Here is a 15,203-nt window from a genome sequence, read left to right as displayed (position 1 = left end):
AAAGGAAAAACCGCGGGTCCAGCCCCGCGGTTTCTTTATATGATGCAATAAAGGCCGCGTTTATAGTGACGCGGCCATTTTTTTCAGGCGTTCACAGGCCTTGGTCAGTTCTGCTTCAGAAGCGGCAATGGACAAGCGGATGAAGCCGGGCGCGCCAAAAGCGATACCAGGTACGCTGGATACGCCAAAATCATTGAGCAGATATCCCGCAACATCAGTGTCGCTTTCTAACGTCGCGCCTGTGGGGGTCGTCTTGCCAATCAGTCTGCTGACACCGACGAACGCATAAAACGCGCCGTCCGGCTGGCGGAAGTCAATATTGGGTATTTCAGACAGATGGGTTGTGACAAGCTCGGCGCGACGGCGAAACGTCTGGGCTGCTTCCTGCACGAAACTCTGGTCGCCATCGAGTGCGGCTTTTGCGGCCGCCTGCGCAATGCTGCAAACGGATGTGACGCTTTGCGACTGCATCTTGTTGATCGCTGCAATGAGCGCCTTTGGACCTGCTGCATAGCCAACTCGCCAGCCCGTCATCGCGTAGGCTTTTGAGACACCGTTGACGATGAGAGTTCGTTCCCGCAATTGCGAGCAGACGCTGCCGAAGGAAACGAAGGGATGGTCGCGTAGCAAGATGTGCTCGTAAATCTCATCGGAAAGGATGAGAATACCAGGGTGTTTTTCCAGCGCTGTCGCGAGCGCCTGATATTCCGCAGCGCTGTAGATCGCGCCGGTGGGATTGGATGGTGAGTTCAGCATCAGCCAGCGCGTGCGTGGTGTGATGGCCTTTTCCAGTAGTTGGACCGTCAGTTTGAAATCATCTTGTGGTCCGCATTCAACATAGACCGGCGTGCCGCCATGCAAGGAAACGATATCGCCATAAGAAACCCAGCAAGGTGTGGGGATAACCACTTCGTCGCCCGGTTCTAGGGTGGCGAGGAAAGCATCGAACAAGATCTGTTTCGCGCCATTGGCAACGGTCAGTTCTTCCGGTGAAAAATCGAGATCATTGTCACGCTTGAACTTGCCGATAATCGCGGCGCGAAGCGCTTCGGTTCCAGCTGCTGCTCCGTAACGAACACCGCCAGCTTTGACTGCTGTGCAGGCAGCATCCAGAACATGGTGCGGCGGCTCAAAATCCGGCTCGCCCAGCGACAGATCGATAATGTCTCGCCCCTCGGCACGCAGCTTTTTGGCGGCCATCGAAACAGCCATGCTCGGCGATGACTGGATGCCCGCCGATCTTCTATTTTCATATTGCATTGGAATGCTCTTGTTTGTGGATCGGGAAAAAGGAGAAGCCGCCCTAACGGCGGCTTCTGACAGGATCTGGTGGTCAACCATTCACGACATAATCGAATTCTCTGTCGCGCTGTTTGGCATCCGGGCACCGTTCATCCGCAGCGCCATAGCCGCCGCCGCCCGGCAATTGCAGGATCAGCCTGCGTCCTGCTGGGACATGCTGACGGCCCTTGGCGTTGAGCACCGAACCATCATCGAGCAGGACCGCGCCCGGCGCGCCGTTCTCGCCACCTTCACGCCCGCGCGGCGGGTGTTTGATGCGATCGAACATGGCATTGAAGTAGATCTCATGTCCGTCAGTCGGCGCAATCTCGACAACCTGACCAAGCCCGCCTCGGAATTTTCCGGCGCCGCCGGAACCATCGCGCAATTCCTTGCGCCAGAAAATAACCGGGCCGACATGTTCCGTCGCCTCGATGGACATTGAATGAACACCACTTGGAAAGGCGGTGGCGCTCAGCCCGTCGAGATGGGACCGGGCACCGGCTCCACCGCTGTTGAACAGAAGAACCTCGGCACGCTGGCCTCCATCTTTTGGGGCCTTTTCGCCGGAAAGCGGACGCGCACTAACATGAAGGTTCCAAAGCGCGCCTGAGCCTTCCGCCGGTACTCGACCGGGCAGCAACTTATGGACAGCACCAAGCACTGCATCGGGCACCAGATGGCCGAGCACGTGGCGGACCGAAACGGGGGCAGGGTGCTGCGCGTTCAAGATGCAATCTTTCGGCGCAATCACCTTGAAGGGGAGAAGCGATGCGTGATTGTTTGGGATTTCCGGCGCAATTGAGCATTTCAGGCCGTAACAGGCATAGGCAGCTGAATAAATCAGCGGACAATTGATGCCTTTAGGGCTAGGCGCAGATGTGCCGTTGAAGTCCGCAAGTATGTGATCGGCATGGACATCGATCCGCACCGCGATATCGATAGGATCGCCGTAACCGTCAACCCGCATCACGTTGGAATAAGTGCCGTGCGGCAATGCCGCCAGCTTCTCAAGCGTCGCGTCATAGCTACGTTTGAAGATAAATTCGGCCAGCTCTTCCAGATCGTCGAGTCGGAACTCATCCATCATGTCCATCAGACGGCGATGACCGATTTCGTTGCAGGCGGCGAGGGAATAGACGTCGCCGACGACCTGATGGCTTTCGCGAACATTGTTGCGCAAAATGTTCACGAGATCTTTGTTGACCACCCCGCGTTCAGCGAATTTCATGATCGGCACAAAGATGCCTTCTTCATAAACTTCGTTTGCATCGGGGCCAAAGCCACGTCCGCCCACATCCACCACATGGGCGGTGCAAGCGAAGAAGCCTGTCAGCGCGCCATCGCGAAAGCTTGGCGAGACGACGGTAAAATCGTGCAGGTGACCGGTGCCTTTCCATGGATCGTTGGTGATGTAGACATCACCTTCGAAGATATTCTCCCGCCCTATATCGTTGATGAAATGGCCAACGGCTTCCGCCATCGCATTCACATGGCCGGGCGTGCCGGTCACGGCTTGCGCGATCATCTGTCCGGCGCGATTGAACACGCCAGCTGAAAGATCGCCGGATTCACGCACACTGGTGCTGAAGGCTGTACGAATGAGCGTTACGGCCTGTTCTTCGACGACCGAGATCAGGCGGTTCCACATGATTTGCATGTGGACATCGGAAATTGGTTTCACTGACATGGGTAAACTCCTTCAGGCAGCCTTGGCGCGCAGCAACAGGCAACCATCGGTCTGCATGATTGCTTCGCGGCTTGAGGTCACGATGGTCGATGTCTCGCGTTCCGTGATGACCGCTGGCCCGGCGATCCAGTCACCCGGTTTCATATCGCTGCGATCAACCACGCTTGCATCCAGGAAACGCTCTTCGAGAACGTCGAACACCTTGCGCTGGCCGGATACTGTTGCGGTTGATTGTTTCGTCACAGGTTTGGCAGGGGTTGGTGCGGCGGCATCTGCGCTGGCGCGCAGCGACCAGCTGACAATTTCGACATCCAGCCCATCGATCACGCGACCGAAGAAGCGCTCGTAGCACTCATCGAAAAGCGAGCTGAAAAGTGAGGCATCCGCTTGGGTATAATCACGAACTTCGATGGTGACCGGCACTTCCCATCCCTGACCGACATAGCGCATATAAGCGGTGCATTCGAGCGAAGGATTGGCATTGGGTGCGCCCGAGCGCACGAAGGAGGTTGCTTCCTGCACCAGCTCGGCAATCAAAGTATTGATCGCATTGGCGTCGAAGCGGCTGATGCGGCTATAAGCGCTGCGGACCGATTCAAAACCAAAAGGCGCACGCAGGAAGCCGATTGCAGAGCCGACACCGGCACCAGGCGGGATCAGCAGATCGTTGACACCAAGCTTTTCGCAAAGCCGCGCGGCATGAACAGGAGCCGCGCCGCCAAAGGCGATCATGGTGAACTCGGAAAGCTCCTTGCCATTTTCCACCGCATGCATACGCGCGGCGTTGCTCATGTTTTCATCGACAACTTCGCTAAGACCATAAGCCGAGGTTGCGATATCTGAACCCAGCTTGCTGCCAATATCTGCATCCATGGCGCTTTCGGATGCCGACCGCGACAGTTTCATAGATCCACCAGCAAAGCTGTCGGGATCAAGGCGACCAAGGATGACATCGGCGTCGGTCACGGTTGGGTTGACCCCGCCCCGATCATAGCAAGCCGGTCCCGGTTCCGAACCTGCGCTATGAGGACCGACGCGGATTTGACGCATGGAATCGACGGTTGCAATTGAACCGCCGCCCGCGCCAATCTCGACCATCTCGATGACCGGGATGGAGATCGGCATGCCGCTGCCCTTCTTGAAGCGATAGGTACGCGCCACTTCGAAGGTCTTCGACGTTTTCGGTGTCTGCTGTTCAATCAGGCAGATTTTTGCGGTGGTGCCGCCCATGTCGTAGGATACGACCTGATCGAGTTTGTGGTTGGCTGCAATGTGGGCCGCGAAAATCGCGCCGCCAGCCGGTCCGGATTCAAGCAAGCGAACGGGAAACTCAATTGCACTGTCGACGCTGATAATGCCGCCGCCCGAGTGGATCATAAAGACCGGTGCAACAAGCCCTTCATCGTGAAGACGACCAACCAGTCGATTGAGATAGGATGCCATCAACGGTTTGACATAGGCATTGGCGCAGACGGTATTGAAGCGCTGAAACTCGCGCATTTGCGGCGAGACTTCCGATGAAATCGAGACGGACAGATCAGGCTTCCTGGCCAGCAGTCGGTCACGGAAACGACGCTCATGTTCACCATTGAGGTAGGAGTGGATGAAGCCGACAGCAACGCTCTCATAGCCCTGCGCAATGATGCGATCGCAAAGCGCTTCCATCTCGCTCTCATCCAGAGGCTTGAGCACTTCGCCGCTTGCTCCCATGCGCTCATCAAGGACGAAACGGTCGCTACGGTCGACCAACGGGGCCGGGAGGACAATATCAAGATCATATTGCTCGAAGCGGCTTTCGGTGCGCATTTCGATCACGTCGCGAAAGCCTTTGGTCGTGACGAGCGCCGTTTTTGCACCGCGACGCTCGATCAGGGCGTTTGTCGCAAGAGTGGTGCCATGGATCACCGTATCGATCTGGTTCAGCGCTATCCCGGCCTTTTCCGCAACCTCGCGAATGGCTTTGACAATCGCATTTTCAGGGAACGCGTAATCGGTCAGAACCTTGGTTGAGTGCAGTGTCGAACCAACCTCCATCGCCACATCGGTGAAGGTTCCGCCAATGTCGACGCCAACCCTGATCAGTTTGCCATCTATCGTCATGTCTTGCCTAACTCCCAAGATCAGATTCTATGCGTTAAGTGCGGGGCCGGGCTGGAAGGCCACGGTTCAGGCACGTGTTTCCTCGTTCCGGCAGGCGGTGCCTGCCGGTTCATAAGTGTTGTTTTGTGGTGTCTCGGCTAACTCGGAACGTTCAGACGTTCACCAGTCAGTCTGTGGTTAATTCTTGCCGGTGAAGTCCACTCCATCAAGGGTGGTCGGCAACTTTGCGCGCTCCACACCAATCCACTTTTTGTAAAGACCGTCGAGTGAACCGTCCGCCGTATGGCGCGTGACAAAATCATTCAGATAGTCGAGCATTTCCTGATCGCCCTTGCGCACCGCCATTGCCTGGAAATTGTCTGCGACCTTGTATTTGCGACCGTAGTTGCCGCTGTTGCCGGTCTTGTCGATCACCAGCCCATAGGTCACGCTCCCCAGAATTGCGTCAACCTGACCCGACAGGAGCGCCTGAACGGTGGTCGCATCGTCATCGAAGCGCTTAATCTGCGTGTTGGCTGGAGCGACTTTCTTCAGGACCGGTTCGAAAACGCTGCCGCGATTGACGCCGATGATGTATTTGCCCAGATCGTCATTGCCCTTGATATCAACGTCGTTCTTACCCCAGACAGTGATGTCGTTGGAGGAATAGGGAATGGCGAATTGAATGACCTTGGCACGCTCTGGCGTGATGGTCATGGATGGAACGAGAAAATCGACCATGCCATTGGTGAGAAGCGGAATACGGTTCTGACCGGTAATGCGCTCGAACTTGATCTGAACGCCCAGTTCCTTGGCGATCAGGTCAGCAACATCGACGTCATAGCCTCCATTTTTGCCGTTCTCGTCGATAAAGCCCCATGGAAACTGGTCCATCTGCACACCGATGGTAACGGTGCCCTTGGCCTTGATTTCCTCGGGCGTAGCGGCGCCAGCTGCTGTGGCGATGCACACGGATGCGAGCAGACCGAACGCGAAGCCGAGCGAAGCCTTGGAACGAGCGAAACTTGAATTGAACATGTTCTTACCTCTGGTTGTTTTATTGTTATTCAACGGGACGCATTCAGGCGCTTTTCGATACGGGCGCTGTAATAGGTGAGCGGAATGCAGATCACGAAGTAGACAAGGCCGACAGCGCCGTAGACTTTGAGCGGCTCGAAGGTGATGTTGGCCATCAGCTGACCCGAGCGTGTGAGTTCGGTCAGGCCGAGCAGAGCCGCAAGGGCGGTGCCCTTGATCAGATTGACGAGAAAGCCAATCGTTGCGGGCAGGCCGATGCGAAAGGCTTGGGGAAGCACTACATCCGACATGCGGCGGACATAGCCGATACCAAGCGCGCGGGCCGCTTCATCCTGCCCTGCCGATACAGCCTCGATGCTGCCCCGCCAGATTTCACCAAGAAATGCACTGGTATGGAGCGAAAGACCGATAATGAGCGCGACCCAGACATCGACACGAATGCCGAGCAACGGCAGGCCGAAATAGACGAAGAAAAGCTGGATCAGCAGTGGTGTGCCCTGAAAGATCTGGATATATGTCGCCATGAAATAGCGAAGCCATTTCTTGTTGCTGGTGCGTCCAAGGGCTACGATGAGACCACAGGCACCACCGAAGACGAAGGCGAGGAGCGACAGGATTACTGTCCAGCGAGCCCCTTCAAGAATGAACAGGAATTCTGCAAAGCCGAAACTGCGTATCATCGGTCTGCCTCACTTCGTCGGATAGGAAAAGTAAGTTCTGCCAATGAGTTGGAGAACAATGGAAAAGAACTGCGAAAGCGCGAGATAGATAACGCCGAGTGCGAAATAGACTTCGAAGCTGCGGAATGTCTCGGAATCGATCATTTGACCGACATAGGTGAGTTCTTCCGCGGAAACTGAAGCCACCAGGCTGGAATTGAGCATCATCAAAATGAACTGGCTGCAAAGCGCTGGGTAAACCGCGCGAATGGCCGGTCGGAAGATGATGAAGCGATAGACGTCGATTGTGTGCAGACCAAGCGCCCGTCCTGCTTCCACCTGCCCCTTCTTGATGGACTCCACCCCGCCGCGCACGATTTCGGCAGCATAAGCCGCGCAATTGAGCGTCATGGCGAGAATAGCCGCCTGTGTGGCTGTCAAGGTGACGCCAAGAGATGGCATTCCGAAGAAGATGAAAAATACCTGCACCAGAAACGGCGTGTTGCGGATCAATTCGATATAGGCAAATGCCACCCGGGATACGGTTCGTATCGAGCTCATGCGCATCATCATGAAGACAATGCCGAGCATCAGCCCAAGCGCCATCGAGATGGAGGATATCTTTAGGGTTTGTAATGCACCGCTGAGCAGCAGTGGCCAGGCCGCCAGAACCGGCCCCATGTCGAAACTATATTGCATTGGCAAGCTCCCGTTATTTCGTCTGGTTCCCCTTTGTGGTTAGTGGTTGAGGATCTGACCCAGAAATGCCTTGGCGCGTTCGTGCTTGGGATTGCCGAAAAACTCTGTGGGAGGGGCGCTTTCGATAATCTCGCCGCGATCCATGAAGATGACACGGTGCGCAACGGCGCGCGCAAAACCCATTTCATGTGTTACGCAGATCATCGTGATACCGTCGTCCGCAAGCGAGATCATGGTATCGAGAACTTCTTTCACCATTTCAGGATCAAGCGCCGATGTGGGTTCATCGAACAACATGATCTTTGGCCCCATGCAAAGCGCGCGAGCAATGGCCACACGTTGCTGCTGACCTCCGGAAAGCTGGGCTGGATATTTGTTGGCCTGTTCGGCGATATGCACCCGCTTGAGGAAATGCATGGCTTTTTCTTTGGCCTCGGCTGTTGAAGCCTTATGCACGCGGCGCGGCGCCAGCATACAGTTTTCGAGTACGGTCATATGGGGGAAAAGGTTGAACTGTTGAAACACCATGCCGACATCGCGCCGGATATGATCGACATTAGCCCCTTTGTTGCCTAGTCGTGTTCCATTCACATCGATGGTGCCGTCCTGAATCTCTTCAAGATGATTGATACAGCGAATAAGCGTTGATTTACCCGAACCGGAGGGGCCGCACAGAACGATATGTTCGCCCCGCTTCACGTGTAAATCCACATTCTTGAGTACGTGAAGCTGGCCATACCATTTATTGACCGCGCTCATCGTGATGGCTTGTTCAGACATCTATCTCTCGCTTCGTATGTGTAGGCAGAACGGAAATCGCCCGCTCAGGGCTGAACTTCAAAAATGGCGTCGACTTCGACAGCAAATCCCCGCGGCAGAGAGCCTGCTCCCAATGCCGTGCGGGCATGTCGGCCTTTCTCGCCGAAAACTTCGACCAGAAGATCGGAGGCGCCATCGATAACGGCGGGATGGTCTTTGAAGCTGGGCACAGCATTTACAAAGCCGCGCACTTGCAAACAGGCTGAAATGCGGTCGAGATCGCCATCAACGGCCATTGAGGCGCGTGCCAGAAGATTGAGAGCGCAGACACGCGCTGCCTGATAGGCTTCCGCTATATCCATAGTGTCGCCGACGAGGCCCAGATAACGGTCAACACCGTCGACGCGCGGCACCTGTCCGGAAATGTAGAGTGTGCTTCCACTCAACCGAAACGGAACATAGGTTCCGCTCGGGGCTGTCACACTGGGCAGGGCAAGGCCCAACTCCGCCAGTCTGGAAGAAACGATTCCCATCTCGAATTCCCCTGTTTTTGTTCGCCTGTTCTGCAATTGCTGTAGCATGGAACTACCTGCAGCTGCATAGTGATAATATCACATAGCGTCTTGTTGTGATGTTAGGTTTGCTGAAATAATATCACTTGTCAAGAATGAATCTCAGGCGTCTATTTTGGTGAGAAAGTGATTGAGATTAGGCGTTATGCTATATAAAACAGCAAGTTGAACAATAGTTGAGCGAATTCAGAGGGTTGTGTCGCCTAAACTGAATATCTACTTTTGTCGGCGCATTTTGTTCCAATAGTACCTGTTTGGCGCTCTGCGGGGTGTCAGATTGGTTGGCAAAGCGGTGCGTGATTTTAAGAGATAATATCACATATATAATGATAGTATCTTGTCTTGAGCGTGCTAACCGCGTATCACCATGGAAAGACAATATTTTCCACCGGGATAGGCTCATATTGAAAACACTGACTGCGCGAACGATTGAGAGCCTCAAGACACTGATCGGCGACGGTACGCTTCAGGTCGGCGACAAGTTGCCGACCCTTGCCGAACTTGGGGACAAGCTTGGTGTCAGCCGCACGGTTATCCGGGAAGCTGTGGCGGCTCTACGCTCAGACGGATTGTTGGAAGCAAAGCATGGGGTCGGAATATTCATTCGCGATCCCGGAAAGGCAGTGCCTCCCGCCTCAGACGATTCCATGCTGGAGCCGTTGGCGCGGCTTTCGCTTCCATTCATGGATTTGCTTGAGTTGCGTATGGCTTTTGAAGTCCATGCCGCCGGATTGGCCGCGCAGCGCCGGTCATGGGCGCAGGAAGCAAACATGTGGGATGCGCTGAAGCAGTTCGAAGCTACTATTGAAAATGAAGAAGCGCTGGATGAACTGGACTTCATTTTCCACCGGTCCATATCAGAGGCAACCAATAATCTGGCGTTTATCGAGTTTTTCAGCGTCATGAGCCTGAAGATACTGCCACAGCCAGCATTTTCGCGGGATTTGAACCCCTCGCTTATTACGCCAGATTATATCCAGAACACGGTCATCGAGCATCGCGCCATTTGTGAAGCGATCAGCGCCGGAAATGCCGAGCAGGCACGTGAAGCGATGCAGGCGCACCTCAATCGCAGCCATCAACGCTATCGCGGGTTCAACGGCGCTTTCGGATCGCCGTTGAGTAATATTGTGGATAGCTGAAACCTATTCAGTAAGCGCTATCGACTGACGGACTATGGCCGCTACCTTCAACATTCGGGCGGTGAGGGCGGTACGACTGGCTGTTCGAAAGTGCGCTGCAACCGACCCCAGCCCGGATCGTGCATGTGGGCGTCCAGCCCGGCTCTTGCGACCAGCGCACGCGCCTCTGCTTCACCGAAGGCAAGCGCCTCGTGCATATCGGCAGTTAGGACCACGCCGTCCTGCATGATAATCTTGCCATCCACGATGACGGTGTCCACATCGCTGCCAAGAACCTGATGAACCAGCCGATGGACCGGCATCCAGTTGGGTGTCAGATGCGGTTTGCGCATATCGATGATCGCGATATCCGCTTTCTTGCCGGTTTCAAGAGAACCGATCTCATGATCCATACCAATGGCACGCGCCGCGTCGATGGTGATCATCTCGAATACCTTGCCGGGCGGCAGAAGGTATCGGTCGTGATTGTGCAATATATGCTGGGTTGATTGCGCGATCCGCGCGACTTGCAACATATCGAAATGGCGGCTCGGCGCTGCGCCGTCGGATGTAATAGCGACAGGCACGCCCCGCGCAAGCATCTGCATAATCGGCGTGGAACGTCCGGGTGGCGCATGGGTGACGTGGGTGCCCGTTTCGGCGAGGATATCTATTTCCTCATGAGAGATGCCCCAGCAATGCTGCAAATGCACATCAGGACCCAGCAGCGCGTTTTCCTTGTCTTGATACGCCATCCGAATTTGTCCGGCAAAGGCATCAGAATGGATGCGCACGCCCCATTTGCGCGCCGTTTCGCGAATGCGACGCGCCTGCATCCGGTCGTTCTCCGTCAGATTGACCGCGAAATCCGGTGTGGAAGCGTTTGACGGTTCGACAGAGGGGACGATTGTAAAAGGCGTCAGAAAAACCTTGATGCGGCCGCCGGCTGTTCCGTTAAGGCTTTCGATGGTGGCTTCAGCACCCTCAATCATTTCTTCGAATGAAACAGCGTGACGCACAGGCTTGCCGCTTTCCCATCGCGTTACCGATTGCGGCCAGGGCAGTCCAGCTGGGCCGACACAGATGATCTCGCGCAGACCGAGTTCCGCATAGGCGCGCGCGTGATTGGCTGCAAAGACCGGATCGTCGCTGCGCGGCATGGAGGTGATGATGTTGGCCGAGGTTGTGACACCAGCGCATAGCCGCTCCAGGCCGGAAACGAGGCCATCGGCGTACCAGTAGTCGCGGGTTACATAATGATAATAGGTTGGCGTGACGATCCGCATCCAAAGCGAATTGGTGTCGGCCGCAATGCTGCGGATCAGCGCGTGACCGGCATGGCCGTGCGCGTCGATGAGGCCCGGAATAAGCATCTTGCCACGACAGTCGATTGTCTTCTTGTCAACATGGCGCGGAGCGAGGTCCTGCGATGTGCCAATATCGACAATTCTGTCGTTCTCGATTGCCACAGCTCCATCTTCTATGATCCGCCGTGTTTTATCGACTGTCACGACAGTCCCGTGAAGCAGCAGCAATCCAGTCATATCTTCCCCTTTATTTATGTCCATGACGACAGCATTTGACACTGTGTGGCCTCATATCGATGTGTCGATGTTTTTGAACTTAATTGGCGACAATATCGTTGACAATAAAAGAATGGGTTAAGATACTGCAACGAAATTCAATCCAACAATCTTATCGTTATGGATGAGGGAAAAAGCATGTCGCGTTTAAATAGGTTTTTTATATCGGCCCTGACGGCAGCTGCCATTGCGGCGCCGGCGCTGGCCAGTTCTGCCGACGCGGCTACGTTACGTTGGGGCAGTCGTGCGGATATCTACTCGCTCGATCCTGATTCCGTCCCATCCACATCCAATCTGGCTTTCCTGAACCACATTTATGAGGGTCTGATCCGTTACGGCCCGAACTTCGAGATCGAGCCCGCGCTGGCTACCGAATGGAAGCTGGTCGATAACAAGTTCTGGCGTTTTACCCTTCGCAAGGGCGTGAAGTTCCACAATGGCGCAGAGTTTACGGCTGATGACGTTGTGGCCTCGATGAACCGTGTTTCCGACCCGACATCACCTCTGCGCGGCAATATTCCGCTCTATGTCGGCGTCAAGAAGGTGGACGATTCCACTGTCGATATCGAGGTTTCGGCACCGTCGGCGCTGTTCCTCAACGACATGACCAATATTTTCATGTTCAACGCGAAGTGGCTGAAGGACAATAACGCCGAAAAGCCGACCGATATCGCGTCCAAGACCGAGAATTATGCAACGCATAACACCAATGGTACGGGCCCGTTCAAGCTCGACAGCCGCGTTCCCGATTCAAAGACGGTTCTGATCGTCAATGATCAATGGTGGGACCAGAAAAAGCACAATCTGGATCGCATCGAATACATTCCGATTTCCTCGGCCGCNCGGCGCTTCTTTCCAATGAAATTGATCTGGTCGATTCCGCACCCATTCAGGATATTCCTCGTCTGGAATCGACGCCGGGCATCAAGGTCGACAAACGCACTGAACTGCGTACGGTGTTTATCGGCTTTAACGGCAAGGAAAAGCTTGAGGATGGGCGTCCGAACCCGTTCCTGGATGTCCGCGTGCGTCAGGCCGTCGAGGCAAGTATCGATCGTGATCTCATCAACAAGAAAATCATGCGCGGTCTGGCGCGGCCTTCCGGTTCTCTGATTGCGCCGGAAATCGCAGGCTATTCGAAAGCGCTCGACACTTATCAGCCAGCCGATCCCAAGCTCGCCCAAAAGCTGCTTGAAGAAGCTGGCCAGAAAGGCCTGACTTTCAACTATCTTTGCATGAATGATGAGAGCATCAACGAGGAAGATATCTGCTCGGGCATCGCCAATATGATGAAACGCGGCGGTTTCGAACCGAGCATCGATATGGGGCCACGTGCCGTTCAGCAGCCTAAGCGCACCAATGGCAAGGCTGATATGTTCAATCTGAGCTGGGCCAATGAGCCGACGCTCGATGCCTATTCGTTGCTTTCGCAGGTGCTTTCTACGCGCAGTGGTTCCACCGGCGTATCCAACTATGGTGGCTGGTCTTATCCTGAACTCGATGAGCTGATGAAAAAAGCGGCGCAGGAGCCGGATACGGCGAAGCGTTTGGCGCTGGAAGAACAGGCGCTGAAAGTTGCCAAGGACAAGGCAATTCTGATCCCGATTCATCAGCAGCCCATCGCTTGGGGCATGCTGGACAAGGTCAAGAGCGTGGATTTCCGGGCCGATAACAAGCCGCGTCATTGGCATACGCAAATGGCCGAGTAAGGCCAGCAAAGCGAAAATAGAAAAGCGCTTCACCTTGGTGAGGCGCTTTTTTTATGTGGTGCACACTCTGGAGATGCGACAATGCTCATTCAAAAGCCGCACTTTGATTGTTGCCCAGAAATGTGGCAGCACCTGACCAATTGTAGAGCATAGTTGTCGACAAATAGGTTATTAAAACTCAAAAAATTGTCTACAATTACGTTGACAACTTTATATCGACTGGCAATACTCCCTTTCGTGATCTGGGAGGCAGGTCACCTCAAAAGGGAGAAATCAGTATTACCCGCCTTCATGGCGTGAGCAGACACTGAAACGCAGCACCGAAACGGATGCGGCGATGCATGAAAACAGACCTCCAAAAAAGGAGGCGCAAATTTCCAGAAGCGGAGCAAAATCTATGTTAAGAAAACTTGGCCTTGCGGCCACAATGCTGGCTGGGCTGACTTTGACTGGCCACGCCGAAACGCTCAAATGGGGCGCTGCGCGCGATATCTATTCGCTTGATCCCTATTCTTATGGCGACAGCTATACACTGTCCTTCCTCAATCACATCTATGAAGGCCTCGTGCGCTACGACGCCGAGCTGAAGATCGAGCCTGCCCTTGCTGAATCCTGGGAAAATGTTTCCGAGACGGTTTGGCGTTTTCATCTGCGCAAGGGCGTCAAGTTTCATGATGGCGCTGATTTCAATGCCGACGATGTGCTCGCTTCGCTGAAGCGCGTGAGCGATCCGGTTTCGCCGCTGCGTGGTAATTTGCCTGCCTACAAGTCCTCCAAGAAAGTGGACGACTACACAATTGATATCGAGTTGAGCGGCCCCTATCCACTGCTCCTCAACGACCTCACCAATATTCACATCTTCGATGCGGGCTGGCTGAAGACCAATAATTCGGAGAAGCCGACCGACGTTGGCGCCAAGATTGAAGGTTATGCCACCTATCACACCAATGGTACGGGTCCGTTCAAGCTGGAAAGCCGTGTGCCGGATTCCAAGACCATTCTGGTCAAGAACCCGGATTGGTGGGACAAGACGTCCAAATCAAACATCGACCGCATCGAGTTCAATCCGATCACTTCGGCTGCGACACGTGTTGCGGCACTTCTCTCCGGAGAAGTCAATTTTACGGAAAGTGCGCCATCGCAGGATTTGCCGCGCCTTCAGGCGCAGCCTGACCTGAAGGTCATGGAACGTACCGATTTGCGCACTGTCATGATGGGTTTCAATCGCAAGCCGAAACTCGACAACGGATCGGAAAACAAATTCAACGATTTGCGTGTGCGTCAGGCTTTCGCACATTCGCTTGACCGCGACCTGATACAGAAGCGCATCATGCGCGGCAAGTCGCGCACGGCAGGTGCTGTGGTTGCGCCGGAAATTCCGGGCTACACGCCGGAGCTGGATACCACGCTTGCCTATGATCCGGCCCTGTCGAAGAAGCTTCTGGCCGAGGCTGGAGCTACCGATTTTCCGTTCACACTGGTCTGCACAACTGATGCCTATGTGAACGAGGAAGAACTGTGCCAGGGGCTCGTGAATATGCTGAGGCGGGGCGGCTTCAAGCCGCAGCTTGATATTGCACCAACGGCTGCGCAGGCGCCGAAACGCACGGGCGGCAAGGCTGACGTCTATATCATTGGCTGGGCAACTGAGCCGATGCTCGACAGCTATTCGATCCTGTTACAGATGATTGAAACCAAAACCGACAATGCGGGTGTTTTCAACTGGGGTGGCTGGAGCTATCCGGAAATTGACAAGCTGATCATTGAGGCATCCACGGAAATGGATCGCAGCAAGCGGTTGGCGTTACAGACGAAGGCTCTGCAGATGGTCAAGGACGAGATCGTCATGTTGCCGCTGCATCAACAGCCGATGGCGTGGGTCATGTCGAATAAGATTGATCATATCGTCCAGTTGCCAGACAACAAGCCGCGTCACTGGCTGACGCATTTTGCCGAATAGTCTCATCAAGATGCTCCGGGGCACGCCGTTCCGGAGCATCCTGTTCCCAAGGA

Annotated in this window: 11 protein-coding genes and 1 pseudogene; 3 read left to right on the top strand and 9 right to left on the bottom strand. The window is 54.8% G+C overall.

Going from position 1 to position 15,203, the window contains the following annotated elements:
- Positions 1 to 60: 60 nt before the first annotated feature.
- The 8 genes from ACTJKP_RS10370 to ACTJKP_RS10335 form a co-directional block, all read right to left on the bottom strand.
- A complete protein-coding gene (locus tag ACTJKP_RS10370; protein WP_440630571.1) occupies positions 61 to 1,260 on the bottom strand; it encodes a pyridoxal phosphate-dependent aminotransferase in 1,200 nt (399 codons plus the stop codon).
- Positions 1,261 to 1,333: 73 nt separating this feature from the next.
- Positions 1,334 to 2,971 carry a hydantoinase B/oxoprolinase family protein gene (locus ACTJKP_RS10365; RefSeq protein WP_440630570.1) on the bottom strand — a complete coding sequence of 546 codons (1,638 nt, stop codon included), beginning with the start codon at positions 2,969 to 2,971 and terminating at the stop codon, positions 1,334 to 1,336.
- Positions 2,972 to 2,983: 12 nt separating this feature from the next.
- A complete protein-coding gene (locus tag ACTJKP_RS10360; protein ID WP_440630569.1) occupies positions 2,984 to 5,071 on the bottom strand; it encodes a hydantoinase/oxoprolinase family protein in 2,088 nt (695 codons plus the stop codon).
- Positions 5,072 to 5,248: 177 nt separating this feature from the next.
- On the bottom strand, positions 5,249 to 6,088 hold the full coding sequence (locus tag ACTJKP_RS10355; protein WP_440630568.1) for a transporter substrate-binding domain-containing protein: 840 nt from the start codon (positions 6,086 to 6,088) through the stop codon (positions 5,249 to 5,251).
- 29 nt (positions 6,089 to 6,117) lie between these two features.
- Positions 6,118 to 6,768 carry an amino acid ABC transporter permease gene (locus tag ACTJKP_RS10350; RefSeq protein WP_113534216.1) on the bottom strand — a complete coding sequence of 217 codons (651 nt, stop codon included), beginning with the start codon at positions 6,766 to 6,768 and terminating at the stop codon, positions 6,118 to 6,120.
- A gap of 9 nt (positions 6,769 to 6,777) precedes the next feature.
- On the bottom strand, positions 6,778 to 7,446 hold the full coding sequence (locus tag ACTJKP_RS10345; protein WP_440630567.1) for an amino acid ABC transporter permease: 669 nt from the start codon (positions 7,444 to 7,446) through the stop codon (positions 6,778 to 6,780).
- 39 nt (positions 7,447 to 7,485) lie between these two features.
- Entirely contained in the window at positions 7,486 to 8,226 is a 741-nt protein-coding gene (locus ACTJKP_RS10340; protein WP_078337177.1) for an amino acid ABC transporter ATP-binding protein, read from the bottom strand.
- Between the two features lie 44 nt (positions 8,227 to 8,270).
- On the bottom strand, positions 8,271 to 8,738 hold the full coding sequence (locus ACTJKP_RS10335; protein WP_440630566.1) for a RidA family protein: 468 nt from the start codon (positions 8,736 to 8,738) through the stop codon (positions 8,271 to 8,273).
- Between the two features lie 443 nt (positions 8,739 to 9,181).
- On the opposite strand from ACTJKP_RS10335, the gene ACTJKP_RS10330 reads away from it, so the two are divergent.
- Positions 9,182 to 9,919, top strand: a complete 738-nt coding sequence (locus ACTJKP_RS10330; protein WP_440630565.1) for a FadR/GntR family transcriptional regulator — start codon at positions 9,182 to 9,184, stop codon at positions 9,917 to 9,919.
- 47 nt (positions 9,920 to 9,966) lie between these two features.
- On the opposite strand, the gene ACTJKP_RS10325 is transcribed toward ACTJKP_RS10330, so the two are convergent.
- A complete protein-coding gene (locus tag ACTJKP_RS10325) occupies positions 9,967 to 11,442 on the bottom strand; it encodes an amidohydrolase family protein (protein WP_440630564.1) in 1,476 nt (491 codons plus the stop codon).
- Between the two features lie 177 nt (positions 11,443 to 11,619).
- Between ACTJKP_RS10325 and ACTJKP_RS10320 the strand changes: the two are divergent.
- Positions 11,620 to 13,190, top strand: a pseudogene (locus tag ACTJKP_RS10320) (ABC transporter substrate-binding protein).
- A gap of 397 nt (positions 13,191 to 13,587) precedes the next feature.
- A complete protein-coding gene (locus tag ACTJKP_RS10315; protein ID WP_440630563.1) occupies positions 13,588 to 15,150 on the top strand; it encodes an ABC transporter substrate-binding protein in 1,563 nt (520 codons plus the stop codon).
- Positions 15,151 to 15,203: the final 53 nt, after the last annotated feature.

The sequence above is a fragment of the Brucella sp. 22210 genome (genome assembly GCF_052045675.1).
Lineage (GTDB): Bacteria > Pseudomonadota > Alphaproteobacteria > Rhizobiales > Rhizobiaceae > Brucella.
Note: the sequence above shows the minus strand (reverse complement) of the source record. Positions and strands in the feature narration are given on the sequence as shown.

What these genes read in the sequence shown, in the direction of transcription:
- ACTJKP_RS10370 (WP_440630571.1), bottom strand. Translation starts at nt 1,260, where the DNA reads ATGCAATATGAAAATAGAAGATCGGCGGGCATCCAGTCATCGCCGAGC.
- ACTJKP_RS10365 (WP_440630570.1), bottom strand. Translation starts at nt 2,971, where the DNA reads ATGTCAGTGAAACCAATTTCCGATGTCCACATGCAAATCATGTGGAAC.
- ACTJKP_RS10360 (WP_440630569.1), bottom strand. Translation starts at nt 5,071, where the DNA reads ATGACGATAGATGGCAAACTGATCAGGGTTGGCGTCGACATTGGCGGA.
- ACTJKP_RS10355 (WP_440630568.1), bottom strand. Translation starts at nt 6,088, where the DNA reads ATGTTCAATTCAAGTTTCGCTCGTTCCAAGGCTTCGCTCGGCTTCGCG.
- ACTJKP_RS10350 (WP_113534216.1), bottom strand. Translation starts at nt 6,768, where the DNA reads ATGATACGCAGTTTCGGCTTTGCAGAATTCCTGTTCATTCTTGAAGGG.
- ACTJKP_RS10345 (WP_440630567.1), bottom strand. Translation starts at nt 7,446, where the DNA reads ATGCAATATAGTTTCGACATGGGGCCGGTTCTGGCGGCCTGGCCACTG.
- ACTJKP_RS10340 (WP_078337177.1), bottom strand. Translation starts at nt 8,226, where the DNA reads ATGTCTGAACAAGCCATCACGATGAGCGCGGTCAATAAATGGTATGGC.
- ACTJKP_RS10335 (WP_440630566.1), bottom strand. Translation starts at nt 8,738, where the DNA reads ATGGGAATCGTTTCTTCCAGACTGGCGGAGTTGGGCCTTGCCCTGCCC.
- ACTJKP_RS10325 (WP_440630564.1), bottom strand. Translation starts at nt 11,442, where the DNA reads ATGACTGGATTGCTGCTGCTTCACGGGACTGTCGTGACAGTCGATAAA.
- ACTJKP_RS10315 (WP_440630563.1), top strand. Translation starts at nt 13,588, where the DNA reads ATGTTAAGAAAACTTGGCCTTGCGGCCACAATGCTGGCTGGGCTGACT.